This window comes from Marinibaculum pumilum, from assembly GCF_042646425.1.
Classification (GTDB): domain Bacteria; phylum Pseudomonadota; class Alphaproteobacteria; order Ferrovibrionales; family Ferrovibrionaceae; genus Marinibaculum; species Marinibaculum pumilum.
In genome coordinates, this window is the sequence record NZ_JBHRTR010000028.1 from 252952 (window position 1) to 276957 (window position 24006).

Here is a 24006-nt window from a genome sequence, read left to right on the forward strand (position 1 = left end):
GCGCTCGGCCGAAGCCGGTATCACAAAAGCTTCCGGGGCAGCTGGTCGGCAGCTGGGAGGTCGGCCTGCTGGCGCTGATGGCGCTCTTGTTCCTGGCCGGCGCGATCCTCAATCCCGGCTTCTTCGGCAGCACCGACGCCCTGCACGCGCTGTTGCGCGATTCCGCCCGCTTCGCGGTGATGGCGGTCGGCATGACCTTCGTCATCGCCAACCGCGACATCGACCTCTCCGTCGGGTCGACGCTCGGCGTCACGGCGGTGATCTTCTCCACCCTGTTCGACCCGAACCATTTCGACCTGGGGGTCGGGCCGGCGATCGCGGCCGCGGTGCTGGCCGGCGCTGCGATCGGGCTGGTCAACGGGATGCTGGTCACGGTGCTGCGGGTGCCGGCCTTCATCGCCACCCTGACCATGCTGTTCGTCGGCCGCGGCCTGGTGCTGGGGCTGACCGGCGGCCGCTCGATCCTTTATCCGCTGAAGGCGGACGCCTATGACGGTTTCTTCCACCTGGGAGAGACCAATGCGCTGGGCTTCAGCAACCAGATCGCCATCGCGCTGCTGGCGGTCGGCCTGGGCGCATTGGTGCTGGCGAAGACCCGCTGGGGCTACGAGACCCTGGCCACCGGCGGCAACGAACAGGCGGCCGCCTATGCCGGCATTCCCACCAACTGGGTGCGGATCCGCGCCTACCTGCTGTCCTCGCTTTGCGCGACCCTGGCCGGGCTGATGACGGTGGCGCAGGACAAGGGGGTCACCTCGCAGGCCGGCCTGCTGACGGAACTGATGGTGATCGCCGCGGTGATCGTCGGCGGCGCCTCGATCCTGGGCGGCCGCGGCCGGGTGATCGGCAGCTTCCTGGGCGCGCTGCTGATCGTGCTCGTGAACAAGGTGCTGCGCGAAGGCGTGCCGATCACCCGCATCGTCGAGGTCGGCGGCCAGAAGGTCGAGGTGAAGGCCGTCTCCACCCTGCCGGCCGGCGCGGTGCCGGCCTTCATCGGCGCGCTGCTGATCCTGGCGGTGCTGATCGAACCCTATGTGATCCGCCGGCGGCTGGCCGCCCGTGCCTGGGCCTGGCTGCGCGGCCGACCGACCCCGCCGCTGCCGGATGCGGGCGGGGTGGCGCTGGCCGGCGTGCAGACCCGCGGCGGCGGCGGTGCCGGCGATACCGGCATGGCGCGGGGTGCGGTCGCCCGCTTCCTGGCGCGGCGCGACGCGCTGGCGATCATGCTGGCGCTTGGGCTCTGGCTCGCCGGCCTGGCCCTGCGGCCGGACTATTGGTGGCACCTGTCGAACAGCTTCGCGATCCTCTTGAACTATACCGAGCTGGCGATCCTGTCGGTCGGCCTGACCTACGTGATCGCCTGCGGCGATATCGACCTGTCCGTCGGCGCGGTCCTGGCGCTGGCCGGCGCGGCAGCCGCCTATTGCCTGAAGGTGCTGGGGCTCGACCCGGCGGCGGCGATGGCGGTCGGCCTGCTGGCCGGCATGGCCGCCGCCTCCATCAACGCGCTGGTGACGGTGGGCTTCGGCCTGCCGGCCTTCATCGCCACCCTGGGCATGTTCTACATGGCCCGCGGCGCGGCGGCCTGGATCGTCTCCGGCCAGCAGCTCACCGGCTGGCCGGAGGGCTTCAACCTGGTCGGCCGCAAGGTCGGCGACATCCTCGGCCATCTGGCCCTGCCGCTGCCTGGCGGCTGGCTCGGCACTGTGGCGCAGCTGGTCAGCGTGCAGACCCTGTGGCTCGCCCTGGTCGCGCTGGCGGCCGGCATCGTGCTGGCGCGCACCGCCTTCGGCCAGAAGGTCTATGCCACCGGCGGCAACCGGCGCGCCGCCGATTATGCCGGCATCGACACCAACCGGGTGCGGGTGCAGGCGCTGCTGCTGTCGGGCTTCTGCGCGGCGATGGCCGGCGTGATCAACGTCGCCTATTTCCGCAGCTTCAACCCGGTCGCCGGGCAGTTCCGGGAGCTGGACGCCATCGCCGCGGTGATCATCGGCGGCGGCTCGATCTTCGGCGGCTATGGCACGGTGATCGGTTCGCTCGCCGGTGCGGCGGTAATCACCCTGGTGCGGGCGATCCTGCAGCTGAACATCATCACCGCCTCCGGCGAGTCCATTGTGCTGCCGCAGCACTGGGTCAACGCGATCATCGGCGTGATCCTGATCGTCTCGGTGCTGGCGGATATCTGGCTGCGGCGCAGCCGTATCCTGGCACGGCTGGTCATGCGCCTGGCACGGAAGTTGGCCCGCCGGCCGCCGCCGGCAGGCGCAAGGGAGGAGCCCGATGTCTGACACACCGTTCGTCCGGATGCGCGGGATCGGCAAGAGCTTCGGTGCGGTGCGCGCCCTGGCCGATGTCGACCTGGCGATCGCGCCGGGCGAGATCCTCGGCCTGGTCGGCGACAATTCCGCCGGCAAGTCGACCCTGATGAAGATCCTGACCGGCGCCTATCACCGCGATGCGGGCGAGGTGCTGGTGGATGGCCGGCCGACCCATTTCCGCAGCGCCCAGGACAGCCGCGCGGCCGGAATCGAGATGATCTACCAGGACTTCGCGCTGTGCGGGAATCTGGATGTCGGGCAGAACATCTTCCTCGGCCGCTGGCCGCGCCGCGGCCCGTTCGTCGACCGCCGCCGGATGTATGCCGACGCGCAGGCCGTGCTGCAGCGGCTGAAGGTCGACGTGAACTCCGTCTTCCAGCGGGTGGAGGGGCTGTCCGGTGGCCGCCAGCAGTCGGTGGCGATCGCCCGCGCGATCTCCTTCCAGCCGCGCCTGGTGATCCTGGACGAACCGACGGCCAACCTTTCCGTCATGGCCACCGACCGGCTGCTGCAGACCATGCAGGAACTGAAGCGCCAGGGGGTGGCGCAGATCATCATCTCCCACCGGCTGACCGACATCTTCGAGGTCGGCGACCGGGTGATGGTGCTGAAGCGCGGCCGCAATGTCGGCGAGCGCCGGATCGCGGAGACCAGCGAGCAGGAGGTGCTGGAGATCATCGTCTCCGGCACACCGGAAGATGTGGCCGGGGCCGGTGCGGCGGCCGGCTGAGGGACGGCCTACAGCAGGTCGCCGAGCTGCGTGGAGGCGCGCGCCGCAGCAGCCTGCAGCGGCGCCAGGAACCGGTCTGCGAATTCCTTCACCGGCAGATGGGCGCGCGGCCAGGCCAGGGTCATGATGCCCCAGACCCGCTCCCGCTGGCGCACCGGCACCGCGATCGCGAACAGTTCGTCGGAGCGCGGCGATTCCCCGACATAGCCGGGCAGGCGACGGCCATAGCCGCGGGCCCGGGTGGTCGCGAGTTCCGCCTCCAGGTTGGCCGGGGTCATCCGGAAGCGCGCCAGCCCCCAGCGCAGGTCGCCGCGGGTGCGCGCCTCCAGCGCTGCGACCGCCGCCGGCGGCAGGCTGGCGAGATAGCAGAGCCCGGCGGCGGAGCCGAAGATCGAGACCCGGCGGTTGGCCTCCACCGTGAACATGTGGAACGGGCTGAGCGGCCGGGTGGAATCGACGATCCGCATCGCCACCCCTTCCGGCACGTGGATGTCGGACGGCCAGCCCACGTCGCGGGTCAGGTCGGTGGCGGCGGCCACCACCAGGTCGATGGCGGCGGCGGCCAGCGGCGGCAGCGGGTCGCCGAGCACCGCCGGCATCGCGATGTTGATCCGGTAGCGGCCGTCGGAGACCGTCTGCCGGACGATGCGGCGCGCCTGCAAGGTCGCCAGCAGCCGGCGGATGGTCGATTTCGGCAGGCCGGTCGCGGCATGCAGCTGCGCCAGGGTCTGCGCGCCCTCGCGCGCCAGCACCTCCATCAGGTCCAGGCCGCGGTCCAGCGAACGGACCTGTTTCATCGGGCCGTCCGGTCAGTTACCGGCGAAGGCGCGGCGCAGCTCGAGGTCGGACATCTTCGCGGCATCGCGGATCAGCGGCTGGCTCAGTTCCAGGCGCGGCGTCGTCGGCGCGCCGAAGCGGCGGTCCAGAGGCACGCCCGGATGGTCGACCACGGCCTCTACGGCATCCAGGTCGATGAAGCGCTTGAACTTGTCCTCGAACTTGCCTGCGAACGCCTGCATGCCGAGCATCTGATTGCCCTGGTAGCGGCGCAGGTCGACCGGGTCGGGGCTGCTCAGGAACAGCTGCATGCTGCGCGCCTGCCGCGCACGGTCTGCCAGGGTTGTCCCGCGGGCCGGAAGGATGCCGCCCGGGTCGAAGATCACCACCCGCCAGCGATCCGAGCCGGGCAGCGGCAGGAAAGCGAAATTGCCGGGATGGCCGTCCGACCAGACCAGCCCGGCCTTGTTCAGCGCCCGCTTGGCGACCTCGATGGCCACGGCCTGGCCGCGGGTGAACTTGCCGCCCTGCTTTCGGAGCATGGCTCCGGCCGGTTCGCCCTTGAAGCGGTCGACGATCTCGATGATCCCGCCATCCTCGAGCCGCCGGTAGAAGCCGCGCTGCTTCGGCACACCGACAAGGTTGGGGTCGAGCTTGGCATCCTCCAGGGCCTTGCGGCCGAAGACGTCGAAGGCGAGCTCGTTGCCCAGGCCGGGGGCGTCGCGCTGCTTCGAGGCGCGCGCCACCAGTTCGGGAAAGTCGGGCAGGTCCATCACCGCGTTGGTCCTGCCATCGTTGATGAAATCGCCCAGCCGCAGCGACAGGTCCTCTCCGTCCAGGGTCTTGAACTGGAACACCCGGTTCGGGCCCAGGCTGGTTGAGGGCTGCAGCTCCGATGCGGTCGCGGCGGTGAAGGTCGCGGCCTTGCGGGCGAAGCCGAAGGGGCGCGGCCGCAGGCCCAGGTCCGGGTCGCTGGCGCGCACGACCCGGATCATCGGCTCCTGCCCCTCGCGCACCAGGCGGCGGACGAAGGCGCCGGCATCCATGTCCACCAGGGCGCCATACTTGGGGTCGAAGAAGCGCACCTTTTCCGGCACGCCGGCGGCGCTTGTCAGGACATCCTCCAGCACCACGGGTCGGCGGCGGCCGGGCATGTCCAGCACCACCTCCGGCACCCAGCCACCGTCGAGCAGCGCCTTGAAATCCTCCAGCCGCATCTTGCGCGCGGTTTCCAGCGGTGCGGTCGCCACCTTCAGGCCGGAGGCGCGCAGCCGCTGCTTGCGGACCGCCCAGGGCAGCGGCGTGTCCACGCCCCAGGTGGCGGCGCGGGCGCGGAAGCTCTCCGGCCGCTGCGCCAGCATGTCGGCCAGCATGCGCTGCTGGTCGGTGAAGCCCTCCAGCTCGGTGAGCTCCCGCCCGATGGCCCGCCAGAGGGCGTAGTTGCCGGCCACGGTGCCGTCGTTCACCGCCTTGCTGGCGGGCGTGAAGATGCTGCCCCGGCCCAGTTCGGAGACCCCGACATCGGCGCCGAACTCCGATGTCAGCTCGTTCTGCAGCTTGATGAAGTTCCCCGCCGGTGGGGTGTTGGTGCCGGGTGCTTTCAGCTTCACGGGCACGTCGCGGGTGCCGGGCAGCATCGCCTTGTCGAGCAGGCCCGATTGCGGCTGCAGCGAGCGCGCGATGGCGTCCCGCTCTGCCTTGCTCAGGGAGCGCGGCAGCCGGTCGATCTTCTCCATGACCTCGACCAGCCGCGGCCCGCCCTTGCGGGGCATGTCCAGCACCCGGCGGAATCGGCTGGCGTCGAAAGCGGCGCCGGCGGTGCCGGTCAGGTAGCGCGCGGTCTTCCGCGGCATCACCAGCCCCGGGATGCTGCCGCCCTTGAAGCGCGCGCCGTGAAAGCGCATCGGCTGCATCATGTCGCTCAGCGAGGCGGCGCCGACCAGCACTTCCAGCCCCAGACCGGCGGCGGCGGCCCAGTAGTCGAAGCTGGTGGCCGGCTGGCCATAGATCGTGCGGCCGGTGAACAGCACCACCAGGTCGCCGACCGGGGTGAAGTTCGCCACCCCTTCGTACATGCCGAAGGTGACCCCGGTGTAGAAGGTCTTCGCCAGCGCGTTCATCTTCTCGCGGCCGGCATGCAGGACGGCGCTGTAGACCGCGCGCTGTTCCAGGCAGCGCATGTCCCGCAGCAGGGTCAGCTGGGTCTCCCGGTCCTGCTCCGGCCGCGGCCGGTCCTCCGGCGCCCCGGTGCAGAACTGCCAGATGACACCCGGCGCCAGCAGGGTCGCCTCCGCGGCGCGGCGGCCGATCGTATCCGCCCCGTCGCTGCCCAGCGGGGTATCCATGGTGTCGCCCAGCAGGGCATCCAGCCACATCGTGGAACTGCCGCCGCCGATATCGGCCTGGTAGCCGTTCTGCACCTTGGCGACATCCTGCGGCGTGTAGAGCACCAGCCCCTTGCCCGGCTCCACAGGCTCGAGGCTGATGTTGCGCGGCCGCATATAGGCGGTCGGGCCGTTGCCGCCGCCGGTATAGACATCGCCGATCGCCGCCCGGTGCAGGTCGGTCAGCCCGTCCAGGCGCATCAGCTTCTCGTAGTTGTAGACCAGGCGCAGCGACTGGTGCGCCGCCTCCTTGGCGCTGGCCGGCTGGTCGCTCCTGAGAATCGCCTCGAACAGGGTGCGCCAGTCCGCCATGCGGGAGGCCTGCAGCGCGATCGTCGCCTGCACCCAACTCGGGTAGTACTGGAAGCGATAGGCGGCGTTCCCGGCGGACTCTCCCGCCGCCAGTTCCACCATGCCGCCAGCGGGCAGTTCCAGCTCCAGGCAGGTGCCGCGCTGGCCGGAGAAGTACTGCCCCATCCAGTCAAAGGACATCACCGGCGGCCGGTAGCGCGGCCGTTGCGCGCAGCTGTTGGCGATGGAGACCGGGTCCTTCAGCCGGTAGCGCACGATGCCGTCGTCGGGCACATCCGCCTCCAGGCTGACCGAATTGCCGCCGCCGCCGTCCATCGGCCGGATGGCGACCTCCATCGCGGGGCCGATCTCTTTCGCGCGCTGCTCGTTGGTCACGGCGGCGATGGTGAAGGGCTGGTGCTGGAGGACGGACAGAAGCGGCTTCGGGTCCTCGACGCCGACAGGATAGGCTTCCAGGCGGACCCCGTCCTGCATGTCGATCGCGATGATCGGGACATAGGCCAGGTCGAATTCCAGCGGCGCGCCGGCATCGATGACCTCGGCGCTGCGTTCGCCGGCGTCGCTCTCCTCCCAGCGGATCTGCTGGCGATACCAGAGCATCTTCAGCCGCGGGCTGAAGGACGGCCCGACCGGCACCAGGTCGATCCGCCACTCCACCTCCCCGGCTTTGGCGCGGCGCGCCCAGCCCGGGATCAGCTTGTTCATCTCGTCCGCTTCCGGACGATGGTGCAGCCGGACCGCCACTGCCTCGCCCGGCGCGGCGATATAGCTGCCGTCCCAGACCCGGCGATCGGTATGCAGCTTCACGTTCGTGCCGAACGGGGCCGCCCCGTCGTTGCCGTCGCCGCCCGGCAGGCCCGCCGTGGTGAGCACGGCGACGAGTTCGCCCGTGTCGGATTCCCAGCGCCCGAGCAGGGTTTCCAGCGGCACCGCCTCTTCCGGCTGAGGCGCGGCCGCTTCCTCGCCGGAAGGCCCGGGTTCGTCCGTCGCCGCACCGGCTTCGCCGCCACCGCCGTCCGGCGTCCCGCCGGCGACATCTCCCGGTGCCTCGTCATCCTGCGACGGGTTGGGTGCGGCCGGCGGTGCATCACCGCGATCGGCGGCGGGGCCCTCGGGATCCTCGTCGAAGCCGGGGCCGGCCACCGGCATGTCCATACCGTCACGGGCGCGATCCGCCGCACCCGTGCGGCCATCCGGCCCGACCGACGGGTCGCCGCCGGGAAGGTCCATGCCGCCGGTCTCGGGGTCTTCCGGATCGAAGCCGCTGCCGGCGCCTGGCAGGGACATCCCGCCGGTCTCCGGATCCTCGATATCGGCCGCCTCGTCCAGGCCCGGCAGCTGCAGCTCGACCGCGGGCAGGGTCGGCAACTCCGCCACCGGTTCCTCCACCGGCTTCGGCTCGGACTGGGCCATCGCGACGACCGGCGGGAGTGCAAACAGGGCGGCCGTCAGCGCCACAGTATGGGCGAGGGCTCGGATCCTCATGGAAGGGCCGAGTCCAGCGCAGTATAGCGCTGCCGGCGTTCGCCATAGCGCTCCGCGGTGCCGGAAAGATGCTCCGCAACGTCGTGAACCCGGCTGACCTTCATCGCGTCCGGGTCGTAGGTGACCAGCATGCCGAAGCTGGCGACCCGCAGCTCCAGGTAGCGGTCGGCCTCGCCGGAGGTGACCTCGGCCAACAGCCAGTAGGGCGAATCCCAGCCGCCGCCGGCAAGCTGGCTGCGGATCGGGCCCGGCAGCGCCTCGTTCATCTGGCAGGCAGCCGTCAGGGTCGTGCGGCCGGCCAGACGCCTGCCGTCGAACCAGGCCTCGTCGAAGGGAATCGGGCAGAGGGCGTCCGGCGCGAAGACCAGGGTCACGGGTCGTGCCCGCGGATCGGCCTTCACCTCGTTCACCCCGGACGGGTCGAAGCGCATGGCGGCCGGCGGCGGGCCGTCGGCCGCGCCGCTCAGCTCGGCGATCCGCGCATCCAGCTCGGCAAGGCGTTCGTCCAGGTCGCCGACCATCGGCTGTTCGCCGTCATATTCCCAGGGATCGGAGAGGCGGCGGAACCGCTCCTGCCGCTGCACGGCGCCGGTCTCGGTATTGCGCCAGACATAGGCGACCCGGTCGCGCAGGCGCTGCTGCTCCGCCCGCAGGGCGCTGACTTCTTCCGCCACAGCCTTTGGGTCGGCAGCGACCTCGCCCGCGCCGGGTTCGCCGGCCGCGATCGAGAGAACATGGCCGCCGGTCATCAGCCAATCGCCGAGGATCGATTTCCGCAGCCGCCGGCCCTCTTCCGCCAGGGCGTCGGCGTCCTTGACCTCCGCCGGCTGGTCGGTGGCGCGGGTCTCGTAGCGGGCCGCACCGGTCTCGGGGTCCACCTGCAGCGCCACCTCCCCGGGCAGGGTGGTGCGGAAGGCCGGGGTTTTGCCGCTGCCGTCGGACTCAACGGTGAGCGCGGCCCGCCCGGTTTCCGGCGACCAGTCCAGGGTCACCGTGCGCCCGTCGTCCAGGCTGCTGGTGTGGCGCCGCGCCAGGCCACCGCTTCGCAGCGTCTCCAGCGCCGCCAATGCCGCGGCCTCGGTGCCTTCTGCGGCGGTGTCGGGGAGCAGCTCGCGGATGCGGGCGGCCGATGCCGCCGCATCGAGCGGCAGCAATCCGCGCACCAGCTCGGCAGTTGCAGGTGCTTCCGGCGGGCGGCCCAGCAGGCGGGCGAGGTCGCGATAGCTGTCGCCGACCGCCACCGGGCTGCGGGCGTAGATGCCCGCCCGCATCTCCTTCAGGGCGTCGAGGCTGGCCTGCGCCGCGGCGGCGGCGGCCGGCCCTGCCTGCTTCTGCGGGTCCAGGCGGTCCGGTGCCGTATCGTAAAGCGCTGCGGCAACACCGGCCAGATGGCCGGGAATCGCCTCGGCCACAGCATCCCGTACCGAAGGCACAAGACACAGCAGAAAGCTTGCAAGTGCTAAGTGAATCGCCGGCCGTGAGATCATCTCTCGAATATTACCGTCCGGTGTCAGGTTGCGGCTGCGCTTCGTCAACTTTATACACAAAGGGTGATCGACGGGCCAATCGTCGCACCGCCATTTGCTATCCTGGCAATCGCAATCCTGGGGGCACGCCATGACGGGACTCACCGCTTCGATCCGCACTGCCGCCCTGGCCGCCACCGTGGCGGGCGCGGCGCTGGCCGCCGCACTGGCGCCGGATGCCGCTGCGGCCGGGGAAGAGGTGTTCCGCGACGATTTCGACAGCGGCGAACTGGGTGGCCAGTGGACTGTCTCGAACCCCGATCCCAGCGGTTTCATCGTCGAGGATGGCCAGCTGATCGTGATCGCCGGCGCGAAGGGCGATCTGGCCGAACCGGAGAAGGCGAACATCTTCCTGCTCGACGTGCCGCTGCCGGATGGCGACTGGGAGATCGAGGTCGTCTACGACGCGGAGTTCAACACCCGGCACGAGAACCTGCAGTTCGGGCTCTACGACGACGCGGAGAACTTTCTGGTTGTGTCCAGTGGCCTGGGCGGCCGCTTCAAGTACAACTGCGCCCTGGAAGTCGGCATGGACGACATGAGCCGCGGCCAGCTGAAGACCAACAGCACCACCCTCACCGACTGGGAGGCGTGCCAGGGCAAGGTGGTCGACTTCATGCAGCGCCAGGGGGCCAATCCCCGCCCCTACAAGCTGACCCTGCGGAAGAAGGGACGGAGCTATTCGGCCACCCACCAGTTCGGCGACGAACTGCCGGAGGAGGAAAAGCCGCGCATCGTCGAGACCGGCGCCGTCGCCACCCTGCGGCCGCCGAAGCGCATCGTCCTCGCCGCCGGCCAGAAGGCGGAGCCGCAGGGCGAAACCCTGTTCATGATCGACCGCATCGTCGTCCGCAAGGCGGACTGAGCCCGGTCCGCATCGTGCACCGGCCGGCAATGCTGCCGACCCATCCCAGCCGCATCGGAGACGCCATGACCCGCCCCACCGCACCGATCCGCGCCATGACGATTGCCGCCTGCGCCCTGGTCATGGGCTCCGGCCTTGCGGCCTTGCCGGCTGCAGCCGACACCCAGGTCATGTACGTCCTGGACGGCTCGAACTCTATGTGGGGCCAGATCGACGGGGTGGCGAAGATCCAGACCGCGAAGGAGGTGCTGGGCGAACTGCTGCAGGCGGAGGGGGCGCAGAAGGTCGGCCTGCTCGCCTATGGCCATCGCAGCAAGACAGACTGCGGCGATATCGAGGTGTTGGCCCCGGTCGGCGCCAGGGCCGGCGAACTGAAGGCGGGCATCGGCAAGGTCACGCCGACCGGCAAGACGCCGATCTCCGCGGCGCTGAAGGCGGCTGCGGAAGCACTGCCCGCCGGCGACCACCAGAACAACATCGTGCTGATCTCCGACGGGCTGGAGACCTGCAATGCCGACCCCTGCGCCACCGCGCAGGCGCTGGCGGCGCAGGGTGTGAACACCCGCATCCATGTGGTCGGCTTCGACATCGGCGAACAGGACCGCGAGAAGCTGGAGTGCATCGCGGTCAATGGCGGGGTCTATGTCGACGCACGCTCCGCCGACGACCTGAAGGGGGCGCTGACCCAGGTCGCCGAGGTGGTCGCCGAGCCCGAGCCCGAGCCCGAACCGGAACCGGAGCCCGCGCCGCAGGCGGTGGAGGTGTTCCGCGACGATTTCGACCAGGGCGAACTGGCCGGCCACTGGAATGTGGCGCAGCCGAACCCGGACGGCTTCATCGTCGAGGATGGCAACCTGGTCCTGATCGCCGGCCAGAAGGGCACGATGGCCGATCCGGAAAAGGAGAACCTGTTCCTGCTGGACGTGCCGCTGCCCGACGGCGACTGGGAGATGGAGGTCGTCTACGACGCGGAGTTCAATACCCGGCACGAGATCCTGCAGTTCGGCCTCTACGACGATGCGGAGAACTTCCTGGTCGTCTCCTCCGGCCTGGGCGGGCGGTTCCCCTACAATTGCGCCCTCGAAGTCGGCATGGACGACATGAGCCGCGGCCAGCTGAAGGAGAACCGGACGAACCTGGGCGACTGGGAGGCCTGCCAGGGCGACGTCGTCAACTTCATGAAGCGCAAGGGGATCGGCCCCCGCCCCTACAGAATCACCCTGGTGAAGGAGGGGCGGAGCTATTCCGCCACCCACCAGTTCGGCGACGAGGTGCCGGAGGGCGAGGAACCCCGGATCGAGAAGACGGGCGCCGTCAGCAGCCTGCGGCCGCCCAAGGGGGTCGCCCTGACCGCCGGCCAGGTCGCCGATACCGAGGGCGAGACCCTGTTCCTGATCGACCGGGTGGTGGTCCGCCAGCGCAATTGAGCGGTGGGTCGGGGCCTCACTTCATGGCTGACGGCAGCCACAGCGCCAACTCCGGCAGGGCCAGCAGCAGCAGCAGCAGGACCAGCGCGCAGCCGATATAGGGCAGGGCGGCGGTGGCGATGGTGGTCAGGCTGGTACCCTTCGGCGCCGCGCCCATCATCACGAACAGCAGCAGGCCGAAGGGCGGCGTGACCAGGCTGATCTCCATCGCCAGCAGGACGATGACGCCGAACCAGACCGGGTCGTAGCCGGCCGCCGCCGCCATCGGCATGAACACCGGCAGGGTCAGCATCATCTGCGAGATCTGGTCCAGGAACATGCCCAGGAACAGCAGCACCGCGAACATCATCAGCAGCATCCAGAGCGGCGCCCATTGCGCCTCTCCCGCCCAGGCGAGCAGGCCCCGGCTGGCACCGGAAAAGGCGACGATCTGGGAGAAGGTCGAGGAGCCGATGACGATGATCAGCAGCATGCCGGAGACCTTCACCGTGCCGCGCAGCGCCGCCCGTAGCGCCGGCCAGTCCAGCCCGCCCTTCGCCAGGGCCAGCAGCAGCACGCCCAGCACGCCGAAGGCAGCGGATTCCGTTGGCGTGGCGATGCCGCCCACGATCAGGCCGATCACCAGCAGGATGACCAGCAGCATCGGCGCGATCTCGACCGCCAGCACCCGCAGCTTCGCGGCCAGGGCGGCACCTTCGCCGCCATAGGCGGGCGCCGCTTCCGGATCCAGCCGCGCCTGCAGGAAGATCAGCGCGGCATAGAGGCAGGCCAGCACAAGGCCCGGCACCACGCCGGCCAGCAGCAGGCTGCCGATGTCGATGCGCGCGATGGAGCCCAGCAGCACCGCCAGCGCCGAGGGCGGGATCAGGATCGCCAGGCCGCCGGCGCCCATGATCGGGCCGATCGACATGTGGCTCTTGTAGCCGCGGCGGTCCATCTCCGGCACCAGCATGGAGCCCATCATTGCCGCCGAGCCGACGGAGGTGCCGGTCAGCGCGGCGAAGGCGGTGCCGCTGCCCACCGCGATGTAGGACAGCCGGGCCGGCACCCGGCCGATCAGCACGTCGAAGGCGTCGAACACCCGCACCGCCAGGCCGGTGCGGAAGAACAGCTCCCCCATCAGCACGAACAGCGGCACCGGCACCAGGATGAAGGAGGTGACGGAGGCGGCGGCGTTGGAGACGAGCTGTTCCAGCGCGGCCTCGCGGAAGCCGAAGAAGATGCCGACCCCGGCGGCGTTGATGATCAGGAAGGCCATGAAGACCGGCGTGCCGATCGCCATCAGGGCCAGCAGGCCGCCCAGCATGATCAGGCCGGCGAAATACCATTCCATCTGCGCGCCCGGCCCCTCAGATGCCTTCGCTGCCGCCGCCATAGAGGCTGCCGCGGCCGGCAAGGACGCGGCCGAACTCCACTGCCATCAGCAGGAAGCCGACCGGCAGCGGCAGGTAGAGCAGCCAGCGCGGGATCGCCAGCACCCGGAAGTCGATCGCCCCGCGGTCGATGCTGTCCACGATCAGCGCGATCCCGCCCCAGGACAGGGCGAGGCAGGCCAGCAGCGACAGGAGGCAGACCAGGACTTCCAGTGCCCGTTGCGGGCCTGGCGGCAGCATGCGGCGGAAGCTCTCCAGGGTGACATGGCCCTTCTCCCGCACCAGCCAGGGCGCGGCGAACATGGTGGCGTAGAGCAGGCCATAGGCCGCGACATCGGCGGTCCAGCCGATCGAGCCGGCGCCGGCCGCATAGGCGGCGACGTCGACGATCACCAGCAGGCAGGTGATCGCGACGATCGCGCCGGAGACCCAGGCCAGCGCGCCGATCAGCCAGGCCTGCGCGCGGCCCAATGAGGTCATGTCGATATGCTCCTGCGCGTCCCGCCTCTCGTCACCGCCGCACCTGTTGCGGCGGTCCATGGTGCCGCCCGACTCAATCGACGCCGGTCATGCCTGGTCTTGTTGAGCCGCGGCGCCATGGATTCGCGCAACACGTGCGCGAATGACGAAATTCTGCATCGACTCCCGCGGTCTTCTCAGGGCCGGTAGAACAAGTCGCGCAGGGCGCCGCCGTCATCCTCGCCCATGCGCTGCAGGATCTCGTCCCAGCGGGACGCATAGGCCGTGTCGAGGAAGGCGGCGGCGCCGTCGCCCGGCAGCTCGATGGTCTGCGTGCCGGCCGCGGCGAAGGCCGCCGCTTCCTTCGCGGCGAGGTCCTGGAAGAAGGCATGGGCCTTTGCCTCCGCCTTGGCCGCCTCCTCGTTCAGGATGGTGCGGGCCTCCTGCGGCAGGGCGTTCCAGCTGTCCAGGTTGATCGCCATGCCCAGGTCGCCCTGCCAGAAGGTGGGCAGGATGCGCGCCTTGATGAAATCGTCGAAGCCCAGGTCGGTCGCCGCCAGGGTGACCCAGCCGAGCCCGTCGATGGCGCCGCGCTCCAGCGCGGTATGCACTTCCGCCACCTGGATGTCGCGCAGGGTGACCCCAAGCGCGTCGTAGAGCGGCGCATAGGTGCCGGTGCCGCGCAGCCGCAGGCCGGAGAAGTCGCGGCCGAATGCGCCGCCTTCCGGCGGCGGCTCGCGCAGCAGCAGGATGAATTCGTAGCCGGAGCCGAAATAGCCCAGATAGTGGATATTGCCCTGCGGCTCGTAATAGCCGTTGATCACGTCCCAGGCGCCGTCCGCCCGCAGGTCCATGGCGGAGCGGTTGGAGGCGTTGAAGGCCTGGCTGGCGGGGATGTCGCCCTGGAAGTACTGGTTGGGGCCGAAATGCATGTCGACCAGGCCGCTGGACAAAGCGCGGAACTGCTCCGGCACCGGCACCGCCTCCGGCCCGCCGACCAGCTCCACCTGGACGACACCTTTGCCGCGCTCGTTCACCGCGGCGATGAAGTCCTTCAGCGGCTGGTTCCAGACCAGGCTCACCGGCGTGCCGGTGACCACCTTCAGCACCTTCTCCTCCGCCCGGGCAGGGCCGGCGAAGCCGGATAGGATGAGCGCGGTCGCCGCCAGGGCGGCGCCGGCGAGGCTGAGGAAGCGCATGCGCATGCCTGTCTCCGTCCGTTGCCGGCGGCGGACGGCTGGTCCGCCACGCCGGTGTTGAATACGTTACCATCGTATACTTTGGACCGACCATTCACCAGTGGCGCCGTGGCTGTTCGGCTGCGGGCCGGTACGGAGCGAGCCCCGGATGGAGTACACGCCTGCGAGGGACGATCACGGCCTGCCGTTCAGCCCCTTCTCTGCCTGCCTGGTGCCGCGGCCGATCGGCTGGATCAGCACCGTGTCCGCCGACGGCGTGCCGAACCTGGCGCCCTTCTCCTTCTTCAACGGGGTCGGCTATGCCCCGCCGACGGTGGTGGTCTGTCCCAATGGCCCGCACGCGGACGGCGGCGAGAAGGACACGCCGGTCAACATCGCCGCCACCGGGGAGTTCGTGGTGAACGTCGCCACCCTGGACCTGGCGGAGAAGCTGAACGTCACCGGCATGGCACATCCGCGGCAGGTCGACGAGTTCGCCGCCGCCGGCCTGACCGCCGCGCCCTCCGCCGTCGTCCGACCGCCGCGGGTGGCGGAAAGCCCGATCCACCTGGAATGCCGCCACCTGACCACGGTCCTGCTGCCCAGCTGGACCGCGCATCCGCTGCGGGCGGTGTTCGGCGAGGTGGTGCGGGTGCATATCGACGACCGCCTGGTCGTCGACGGGCGGGTGTCGATGGAGAGGCTGCGCCCCCTCGCGCGGCTCGGCTACCAGGATTATTGCGGCCTGGGGCAGGTGTTCGAGATGCCGCTGCCGGAGTTCGACCGCCTGCTGCGGCCCGACATTCCCGACGAGAACGGCGCCGGATGAGCCCGGCCGTGCCACCTGGTGGCACAGCTGGCGTTTGCGCGTAGGGTACCGCTTCCGTTGGGCGCAAGCTTTCGGCGGGAGGAAACGGAACGATGCGTCTGGTCGGCATCCTGTCGGACCTGCTGGCGGTCGGCCTGGCCGCGCTGGCGGTCTACACGGCGGGTTTCGGCGTCTTCGACAATGCCTGGTTCTCGGGCCTGATCGTCGCCCTGGCGGTGGCGATCGCGCTGCTGCGCGGTGCCGGCGACCGCCTGTGGCTGCTCGCCCTGCATGGCGGACTGGCGCTGCTCTTCGCCTGGCTGAGCTGGGTCTGGCTCGGCATCATGCTGGAGCAGGAAGCCTTCTTCATCGAGATCAGCCGCGCCCAGCTGCTGCAGGCCTGGCTGGCGATCGCGGTGGTCGCCTACGTCACCTGGCGGGAATTCGGCCTGCCGATGCTGGTGGTCGGCCTGGCGGCAGCGGCCTGGCTGCTGCTGGGGGCGGGCGAGGACTGGGCGCGCGCGGCCGAGAATCTCTGGTACTCCACCGACGGCGTCTATGGCCGGCCGGTCGAGGTGGTGGGCCGCATCGTCCTGGTCTTCATCGTCTTCGGCGCGGTGCTGCAGACCAGCGGTGCCGGGGCGGTGCTGCTGAAGATGGCCTTCGCCGCCACCGCGCGCTTCACCGGCGGCGCCGCCCACGCCTCCATCGTCGCCTCGGCCCTGTTCGGCACCCTGTCGGGGGCGGCGGTGGCCAATGTCGTCTCCACCGGCGTCTTCACCATCCCGATCATCAAGCGGGCGGGCTTTCGCCCCCGTTTCGCCGGCGCGGTGGAGGCGGCGGCCTCGACCGGCGGCCAGATCATGCCGCCGGTGATGGGGGTGGTGGCCTTTCTGATGGCCGACGTCACCAACATCCCCTACCTGCAGATCGTCGTCGCCGCGGCGATCCCGGCCGTGATGTACTACGCCTCCCTGTTCGTGGTGGTGGCGGTGGAGGCGCGGCGCCTGGGCATTGCCGGCACCCCGCCCGACCGGGTGGAGCCTGTGACGGCCGGCGACTGGCTGAAGTCGCTCGCCTTCTTCCTGCCGCTGGTGGCGATCGTCGTGGTGCTGGTGGACGGGCGGACGCCGCAGTTCGCCGGTGCCGCGGCGCTGGTGCTGGCGGTGGTCCTGAGCCTGGCCCTGTTCCCGGCGTTCCGGCATCCGCGGATGTGGTGGCAGGCGCTGGTGGAGGCGGGGCGCACCTCCGCCAAGCTGATGGTGATCGTCGCCGCGATCGGCTTCGTCATCGGCGTCATCAACATGACCGGCATCGGCCTGATGTTTGCGCAGGCGATCCTGCGCCTGTCCGACGACAGCCTGTTCCTGTCGCTGCTGCTGGTGATGCTGGGCTGCCTGGTGATGGGGATGGGGGTGCCCTCGGCGCCGGCCTACCTGATCGTCGCCATCGTGATGGGGCCGGCGCTGGAACGGCTCGGCGTGCCGACCATCGGCGCGCATCTGTTCATGCTCTATTTCGCGGTGCTGTCGGTGGTCACCCCGCCGGTGGCGCTGGCCGCCTTCGCCGCCGCGCCGATCGCCGGCGCCGGGCCGATGGAAACCGGGATGACCGCCTTGCGGCTGGCGCTGCCGGGCTTCGTGATCCCGTTCCTGTTCGTCTACTGGCCGTCGATCCTGCTGATCGACGGGGTGGATGCCTTCCGCCTGGCCTGGTCGATCCTGGTCTTCGCCGCCGCGACCTGGATGATCGTCACCGGGCTGGGCCGCTTCCAGGCGCGGCGCCTGCCCGGCTGGGAGGCGGGCCTGCGGATCGCCGCGGCGATCCTGGCGCTCTATCCGTCATACTGGTCGTCCGCGATCGGCATTGCCGGCGCGATCGCCCTTACCGTCCTTCACGCCCGGGCCGCCCCGCGAAAGCCGGCATCGGCCCCAAAGCCCGAAGCAACCGGGCAAACTCAGGGGGCCGGACCTGCGGCCCCGCAACATGCAGGAGAGGAAAGCCCATGAAGCCGTTCCGCATCGCGGCCCTGGCCGCCATCGCCGGCCTGTCGCTGGCCGCCGCATCACCGCTCACCCCGGCATCGGCCGACGACCTGAAGATGGCGACGATCGCGCCGGGATCCTCGGCCTACCTGACCATGTCGACCATGGCGACGATCGTGAATGCCGGGCAGGACAAGCACCAGATCACCGTCGACGCCACCGGCGCGGCGACCAAGCATCAGGTGGAACTGGCGGAGGGCAAGCTCGATCTCTGCATGACCTCGCCCACGATCTTCAACTTCATGCAGAACCAGAAGGCGATGTACCAGAAGCTCGACAAGGCGCCGGAGCTGTCGAAGAACCTGGCGCTGGTGTTCTGGTTCCCCTATGGCGCCTACCATGTGGTGACCTATGCCGACAGCGGCATCGAGAGCCTGGACGACCTGCGCGGCAAGAAGGTCTTCCTGGGCCCGCCCGGCGGCGGCGCCTGGAACGCCTCCAAGCAGTGGATCGAGGCGCAGACCGGGATGACGCCGGGGGAGGATTACGAGAACTTCAAGGCCTCCTGGTCGTCGGCCTTCCAGGCCTTCCAGGACCGCCAGGTCGACGCCTATATCGTCGGCGGCATCCCGCCCTTTCCGCAGATCGAGCAGCTGGCCGCCACCAGCAAGCTGCGCCTGATCGGCCCGACCAAGGCGGAGTTCGACGCCCAGGACGCAGCGAAGAAGAAGCCGACCATGATCCGCGGCCGGCTGGCCGACGTGATCCCTGGCGGCATCTACGGGGCGAACGTGGCGCCGGCGGAGGATATCGTCACCCTGGGCTCGATCGTCGGGGTCGCCACCCGCGCCGACATGGACGAACAGACCGTCTACGACATTACCAAGGCGTTCTGGGAAGGGGCCGCGAAGCTGCGCAGCTCCACCCCCTGGCTGGACAATGTCACCCTGGACTATGCGGTGCGGGACGGCGGCATGCCCCTGCATCCGGGCGCGGCGCGCTACTACAAGGAGGCCGGGGTGGCGATCCCGGAAGGCTCGATGCCCGCCATGAACTGACCGCGCCCATTGTGGTGCCGGCGGGCGCGGTTGCGCAGCCCGCCCGCCGGCGCGTACTCAAGGAACTGTTTCCGTTGCAGCCCGTCCGGAGGCCCTGCCGCCCATGAACATCCTGTTCATCATGTACGACCAGATGCGCTTCGATTACATGTCCTGCGCGGGGCATCCGCATCTGCACACGCCGAACTTCGACCGGGTCGCGGCGCGCGGCGTGCGCTTCACCAACGCCTATTGCCAGTCGCCGGTCTGCGGCCCCAGCCGGATGAGCTTCTATACCGGGCGCTATGCCTCCAGCCACGGCGCCGCCTGGAACGGCTATCCCCTGCGGGCGGGGGAGGTCACCCTGGGCGACCATCTGCGGGCCGCCGGCATGGACTGCTGGCTTCTGGGCAAGACCCATATGCGCGCCGACGCCGCCGGCCTGGCGCGGCTCGGCCTGTCGGCGGAGACGGTGATCGGCGCCCGCCAGGCGGAATGCGGCTTCGATGCCTGGATCCGCGACGACGGGCTGTGGGGGCAGGGGCCGGACGGCGATTTCGACCTCAAGCGCAGCCCCTATAACGCCTATCTGAAGGCGAAGGGCTATGACGGCGAGAATCCCTGGGCCGATTATGCCAATGCCGGGGTGGACGACGGCGACGACATTGCCTCCGGCTGGTTCATGGCCAATTGCGATCGGCCGGCCAATATCGCGGAGGAGGATTCCGAGACCCCCTGGCTGACGCGGGAGGCGATCCGCTTCATGACCGAGGCGAAGGGCCCGTGGTGCGCCCATGTCAGCTATATCAAGCCGCACTGGCCCTATATCGTGCCGGCGCCCTATCACGACATGTACGGGCCGAACCAAGTGCCGGCGGCGGTCCGCCACGAGCGCGAGCGCGACGACCCGCACCCGGTCTATGCGCAGTTCATGGGCAACCGGATCGGCCGCGCGTTCAGCCGCGACGAGGTGCGGGCCAAGGTGATCCCCGCCTATATGGGCCTGATCAAGCAATGCGACGACCAGCTGGGCCGGATCCTCGACTTCCTGGAGGAGACGGGCCGTGCGCAGGACACCGCGATCGTGCTGACCGCCGACCATGGCGACTATCTGGGCGACCACTGGCTGGGGGAGAAGGACCTGTTCCACGAGCCCTCGGTGAAGATCCCGCTGATCGTGATGGACCCGCGGAAGGGCGCCGATGCCACCCGCGGCACCACCTGCGACGCCCTGGTGGAGGCGATCGACGTGCCCGCCACCTTCATCGAATGGGCCGGGGCGGAGGTGCCGACCCATATCGTGGAGGGCCGTTCCCTGGCCCCCTTCCTGCACGGCGAGGGGCAGCCGGAGGGCTGGCGCGAATTCGTCATCAGCGAATACGACTATGCGGTCTCGCCGATGTGCGTGAACCTGGGCCTGGAGTCGAAGGATGCGCGCCTGTTCATGGTGTTCGACGGCCGCTGGAAGATGATGCATGCCGAGGGCGGCTTCCGGCCGATGCTGTTCGACCTGGAGAGCGACCCGCAGGAGCTGACCGACCTGGGCGCCGACCCGGCCTATGAGCCGCAGCGGCAGAAGCTCTATGCCATGCTGCACCGCTGGGCGCTGCGCATGTCGCAGCGGGTGACCATGTCGGAGGACGATATCGCGCGCCTGCGCGGCCGCTCCTTCCGCCGCGGCATCCTGATCGGCGTCTATGACGAGAGCGAGATCGACCCGGAACTGGCGTCGAAATATCGCGGCCGCATGCGGCAGAACCACCTGCCGGCGGGCAGCCGGGCAGAGAGCGAGGAACAGGCATGAAGGCGCTTCTTCTGGCGGTCGCATTGCTGGCGGTCGCCGCATTCATCCCAGGGGCAGCTCCCGCCGCGGCACAGAGCTTCGACTGCGCCAAGGCCGCGAAGCCGGACGAGAAGGCGGTCTGCGCCGATGCGGCCCTCGGCAACCTCGACACGAAGATGGCGACCCTTTGGTGGGTGGTGGAGCAGGCGCCGATGATGATGGGCGCCCGCGGCGCCGCCCGCGACGAGCAGTCCGCCTTCCTGAAGGCCCGCGCCGCCTGCGGCGCCGACACCGCCTGCCTGGCGAAGGCCTATGACGCGCGCATCGCGGCCCTGCAGGCGCAGGTGAAGGACCAGATGCAGCAATACTGCAAGGCGATCCAGCTCTGCTGATGGGGCGGGCGGTGGCCGCGGTGAGGCGATCCGGCCGCCGGGCCGGCGAAGCCGGCGGCGGGGCCGCGCGAGGCACCGCAACCGGCCCGGGCAAACCCGGCCCCGGTTTGCCGGTGCCCGGTTCACGACAGAGGCGGGACTGGTTGAACCACCGACCACCCTCACGGGCGTCACGCGCGGACCCAGTGTTCCTGTCCTCTGGCCGCGCGTCCATGGTGCAGCCACTCAATGAGAGCCTGCCTTCATTGAGCCTGGCGGCACGATGGACCACTGCAAGGCGTGCGGTGGTGACGCGCTGGGAAAACGTGACGGCATGCCTGTCCACGATCGGCGACCGCCCCGCAAGCCCGACCGGACCCTGGCTTACCGCCGTTCTGGCCCTCGTCGCGATCCTGTTCCTTGCGGCGCCGGGCGCTGCGGCGCAGTCAGCCTGCGCCCCCACCCCCGACCCCTCCTGCGCCATCTACGAGACCTGCTTCGCGCAGCGCTGCCCCTGCGAAGGCCACCCGGACGAGTATTTCCGCAGCTATGGCAGCAGGTATTGCAGCCGCTTTCTGGAGAATGCGGGCTTTACCGCCGCCGGCCGGGCCTGGCGCGACGGCACCCTGCGCTGCCTGCAGGAGCGCATTGCGCTGGAACTGGAAGAGGACCTGTCGGACGGCAACTGCGACTGCGCCGGCATGAGGCGCTTTGCCTTCCAGACCCATGTGGCCTGCTACACCCAGCCCGGGGGGTCGATCTGCGCCCTGCCACCGGGCGACCTGAGCCGCATCGGCCAGGTCATCGAGGCGCCGGAGATGCTCGACCCGCTGGGACAGGCCCAGATGCTGGAGGTGGCGCGGATCTGCACCCTGACGGCGCCCGACGACGGCCGCCGCGCGGTCTGGCGCGGCTTCCGGTCGATGCTCTCGCTGCCATAGGCCGCGCGCCGGGCTTCCGGCGCGGCGGCCGCTTGCCTATCCTGTCGCCTGCGGGCCCGGTTCGCTCGGCAGGGAGGGGCAACCATGGCAGAGACAAAGGGTCGGGCGCCGCTGGCGGGGCGCACGGTCGTCGCCGGTGCCATCGGCAATGCGCTGGAATGGTACGATTTCGCCATCTACGGCTATTTCGCGCCGGTGATCGCGGCGCATTTCTTTCCCACCGGCGACCCGGCCACCGCCCTGGTGGCGACCTTCGGCGTCTTTGCCGGCGGCTTCCTGATGCGGCCGGTGGGCGGGCTTGTGATCGGCCATCTGGGCGACAGCCTGGGGCGGCGGGTGGCGCTGATGGTCTCCGTCGGGCTGATGGCGATCCCGACCGCGCTGATCGCCATCCTGCCGGGCTATGCCAGCTTCGGCCTGGCGGCACCGGTCCTGCTGACCCTCCTGCGGCTGCTGCAGGGCCTGTCGGTCGGCGGCGAATATACCGGCTCCATCGCTTTCCTGTACGAGAATGCCGCGCCGCGCCGCCGCGGCCTGGTGACCAGCATCGCCCTGACCTCCGCCGTGGCCGGCATCCTGCTGGGCTCCGCCACCGGCGCGATCGTCGACGGCCTGCTCACCACGGCGCAGGTCGATGCCTGGGGCTGGCGGCTGCCCTTCGCCTTCGGCCTGGCGCTGGCTTTGTTCGCCATCGTCCTGCGCCGCGGCATGGCGGGCAGTGTCGACACCCTGGTGCACGAGGCGGAGGAGCCGCCGCCCCTGCCGATCGTGGAGGCGGTGCGGGAGCATTGGCGCGGCATGCTGCAGGTGACCGGCATCAACCTGGGTCTGGGCGCAGCCTTCTACATCATGTTCGTCTACCTCACGACTTTCCTGTGGAAGGTGGTGGGGGATAGCCAGGACATGGCGCTGGAGATCAACACCGCCAGCCTGGCGGTGCTGGCGCTGTCGGTGCCGCTGTTCGCCTGGATCGCCGACCGGGTGGGACGGCGGCCGCTGCTGATCGCCGGCGCGGTCGTGATGCTGGTCGGCATCTTGCCGCTGTTCTGGGTGATCCACCATCCCGATCCGCTGCTCAGCCTGATCGGCCAGCTGGCCTTCGCCTTCCTGTTCGCGATCTTCGTCGGGCCGATCCCGGCGACGATGTGCGCGCTGTTCCCGCACCGGGTGCGCTGTTCCGCGGTCTCGGTCTCCTACAACCTGCCGCTGGCCCTGTTCGGCGGCACCGCGCCGATGATCGCCGCCTGGCTGATCGCCCGCACCGGCGCCGACCTCAGCCCGGCCTGGTACCTGACCGCCTGCGCCGCGATCTCGCTGCTGGCCGTGCTGACCCTGAAGAAAGGCGCGGTGGAGGAGCAGGGCAGGGCGTGACCGCACGCGCTGCCACCCAGATCGCGATCCGCGGCATCGACTTCACTTCCGCGCCCTCCCGCCGCAAGCCGCTGACCTGCGTGACGGCGACCGCATCCGGCACCGGCGACGGCCTGACGGCCCTGGACGTCAAGTCCCTCGACCGCTGGTCCGCCTTCGCCGACCCCGAGGCGGCGCTGGCGCAGCCCGGCCCCTGGGTCGCGGGCTTCGACTTCCCCTTCGGCCAGGCCCGCCGCTTCGTGGAGAATATCGGTTGGCCGGCCAGCTGGGCCGGCTATGTCCGCCATGTCGCCGGCATGGACCGCGCCGCCTTCCGCCGGGCGCTGGACGAGTACCGCCGCCACCGCGACCCCGGCGACCGGGAGCATCGCCGGGCGATGGATGTGGCCACCGGCGCGATCAGCCCGCAGAAGCTCCATGGCGTGCCGGTCGCGCTGATGTTCTTCGAAGGCGCGCCGCGCCTGCGCGCCGCCGGCGTGACGATCCCCGGCCTGCTAGACGGCGATCCTGACCGGATCTGCGTGGAGGCCTATCCCGGCACCCTCGCCCGCCGCCTGATCGGCCGCCGCAGCTACAAGACCGAGGACCGCAGGAAGCAGACGGACACACTGACGGCCGCCCGCGCCGACATCCTCGCCGGCCTGGCCGGCGACCCCTTCACATCCGCCTACGGCCTGACGGTCGCCCTGCCGCCGGACCTCGCCGCGACGATGCGCGACGACCCGTCCGGCGACAGCCTCGACGCCCTGCTCTGCGCCGTCCAGGCCGCCTGGGCATGGCGCCATCGCGACCGGGACTGGGGCGCCCCGCCTGGCTTCGACCCGCTGGAAGGCTGGATCGCGGATCCGGTCTGTGGGGGCGGGTAAGGCGGCG

The 24006-nt window shown here is 70.1% G+C and carries 18 protein-coding genes; 12 read left to right on the forward strand and 6 right to left on the reverse strand.

The window, feature by feature from the left end; genetic code table 11:
- The first annotated feature begins 77 nt into the window (after window positions 1-77).
- Both ACFOGJ_RS13940 and ACFOGJ_RS13945 read left to right on the forward strand, forming a co-directional pair.
- Entirely contained in the window at window positions 78-2291 is a 2214-nt protein-coding gene (locus tag ACFOGJ_RS13940) for an ABC transporter permease (RefSeq protein WP_379901358.1), read from the forward strand.
- Window positions 2284-3051 carry an ATP-binding cassette domain-containing protein gene (locus ACFOGJ_RS13945; protein ID WP_379901360.1) on the forward strand — a complete coding sequence of 256 codons (768 nt, stop codon included), beginning with the start codon at window positions 2284-2286 and terminating at the stop codon, window positions 3049-3051. Before ACFOGJ_RS13940 ends, ACFOGJ_RS13945 begins: the two co-directional genes overlap by 8 nt.
- Window positions 3052-3059: 8 nt before the next feature.
- Here ACFOGJ_RS13945 and ACFOGJ_RS13950 read toward each other — a convergent pair whose 3' ends face one another.
- Genes ACFOGJ_RS13950 through ACFOGJ_RS13960 form a run of 3 tightly spaced genes read right to left on the reverse strand, consistent with a single transcriptional unit; the run spans window position 3060 to window position 9421 of the window.
- Complete coding sequence (locus ACFOGJ_RS13950; RefSeq protein WP_379901362.1) at window positions 3060-3848, reverse strand: helix-turn-helix domain-containing protein; 789 nt, start codon at window positions 3846-3848, stop codon at window positions 3060-3062.
- Between the two features lie 12 nt (window positions 3849-3860).
- Entirely contained in the window at window positions 3861-8009 is a 4149-nt protein-coding gene (locus tag ACFOGJ_RS13955; protein ID WP_379901363.1) for a hypothetical protein, read from the reverse strand.
- Entirely contained in the window at window positions 8006-9421 is a 1416-nt protein-coding gene (locus ACFOGJ_RS13960; protein WP_379901365.1) for a hypothetical protein, read from the reverse strand. The genes ACFOGJ_RS13955 and ACFOGJ_RS13960 overlap by 4 nt, the downstream gene beginning before the upstream one ends.
- Before the next feature lie 205 nt (window positions 9422-9626).
- On the opposite strand from ACFOGJ_RS13960, the gene ACFOGJ_RS13965 reads away from it, so the two are divergent.
- Complete coding sequence (locus ACFOGJ_RS13965; RefSeq protein ID WP_379901367.1) at window positions 9627-10400, forward strand: hypothetical protein; 774 nt, start codon at window positions 9627-9629, stop codon at window positions 10398-10400.
- Window positions 10401-10465: 65 nt separating this feature from the next.
- The gene (locus ACFOGJ_RS13970) at window positions 10466-11827 is read left to right on the forward strand and encodes a vWA domain-containing protein (RefSeq protein ID WP_379901368.1); all 1362 of its coding nucleotides are present in this window, start codon (window positions 10466-10468) and stop codon (window positions 11825-11827) included.
- A gap of 16 nt (window positions 11828-11843) precedes the next feature.
- On the opposite strand, the gene ACFOGJ_RS13975 is transcribed toward ACFOGJ_RS13970, so the two are convergent.
- From ACFOGJ_RS13975 to ACFOGJ_RS13985, 3 genes are all read right to left on the reverse strand, one after another.
- Window positions 11844-13202, reverse strand: coding sequence for a TRAP transporter large permease (locus ACFOGJ_RS13975; protein WP_379901370.1), 1359 nt, complete (start codon window positions 13200-13202; stop codon window positions 11844-11846).
- Complete coding sequence (locus ACFOGJ_RS13980) at window positions 13177-13680, reverse strand: TRAP transporter small permease (RefSeq protein WP_379901372.1); 504 nt, start codon at window positions 13678-13680, stop codon at window positions 13177-13179. The genes ACFOGJ_RS13975 and ACFOGJ_RS13980 overlap by 26 nt, the downstream gene beginning before the upstream one ends.
- A 176-nt stretch (window positions 13681-13856) precedes the next feature.
- Entirely contained in the window at window positions 13857-14864 is a 1008-nt protein-coding gene (locus tag ACFOGJ_RS13985) for a hypothetical protein (RefSeq protein WP_379901374.1), read from the reverse strand.
- 142 nt (window positions 14865-15006) lie between these two features.
- On the opposite strand from ACFOGJ_RS13985, the gene ACFOGJ_RS13990 reads away from it, so the two are divergent.
- The 8 genes from ACFOGJ_RS13990 (at window position 15007) to ACFOGJ_RS14025 (ending at window position 23999) form a co-directional block, all read left to right on the forward strand.
- Complete coding sequence (locus ACFOGJ_RS13990) at window positions 15007-15666, forward strand: flavin reductase family protein (RefSeq protein WP_379901376.1); 660 nt, start codon at window positions 15007-15009, stop codon at window positions 15664-15666.
- Between the two features lie 92 nt (window positions 15667-15758).
- Window positions 15759-17654 (forward strand): TRAP transporter permease, encoded by a 1896-nt coding sequence (locus ACFOGJ_RS13995; RefSeq protein WP_379901378.1) that lies wholly within the window; start codon window positions 15759-15761, stop codon window positions 17652-17654.
- Entirely contained in the window at window positions 17651-18688 is a 1038-nt protein-coding gene (locus ACFOGJ_RS14000) for a TAXI family TRAP transporter solute-binding subunit (protein ID WP_379901380.1), read from the forward strand. The genes ACFOGJ_RS13995 and ACFOGJ_RS14000 overlap by 4 nt, the downstream gene beginning before the upstream one ends.
- 103 nt (window positions 18689-18791) lie before the next feature.
- On the forward strand, window positions 18792-20471 hold the full coding sequence (locus ACFOGJ_RS14005; protein ID WP_379901382.1) for a sulfatase-like hydrolase/transferase: 1680 nt from the start codon (window positions 18792-18794) through the stop codon (window positions 20469-20471).
- Window positions 20468-20842, forward strand: coding sequence for a lysozyme inhibitor LprI family protein (locus tag ACFOGJ_RS14010; protein WP_379901384.1), 375 nt, complete (start codon window positions 20468-20470; stop codon window positions 20840-20842). Before ACFOGJ_RS14005 ends, ACFOGJ_RS14010 begins: the two co-directional genes overlap by 4 nt.
- A 287-nt stretch (window positions 20843-21129) precedes the next feature.
- Entirely contained in the window at window positions 21130-21762 is a 633-nt protein-coding gene (locus ACFOGJ_RS14015; RefSeq protein WP_379901386.1) for a hypothetical protein, read from the forward strand.
- 84 nt (window positions 21763-21846) lie between these two features.
- Complete coding sequence (locus ACFOGJ_RS14020) at window positions 21847-23133, forward strand: MFS transporter (RefSeq protein ID WP_379901388.1); 1287 nt, start codon at window positions 21847-21849, stop codon at window positions 23131-23133.
- Window positions 23130-23999, forward strand: a complete 870-nt coding sequence (locus tag ACFOGJ_RS14025; protein ID WP_379901390.1) for a DUF429 domain-containing protein — start codon at window positions 23130-23132, stop codon at window positions 23997-23999. The genes ACFOGJ_RS14020 and ACFOGJ_RS14025 overlap by 4 nt, the downstream gene beginning before the upstream one ends.
- The last annotated feature ends 7 nt before the right edge of the window (window positions 24000-24006 follow it).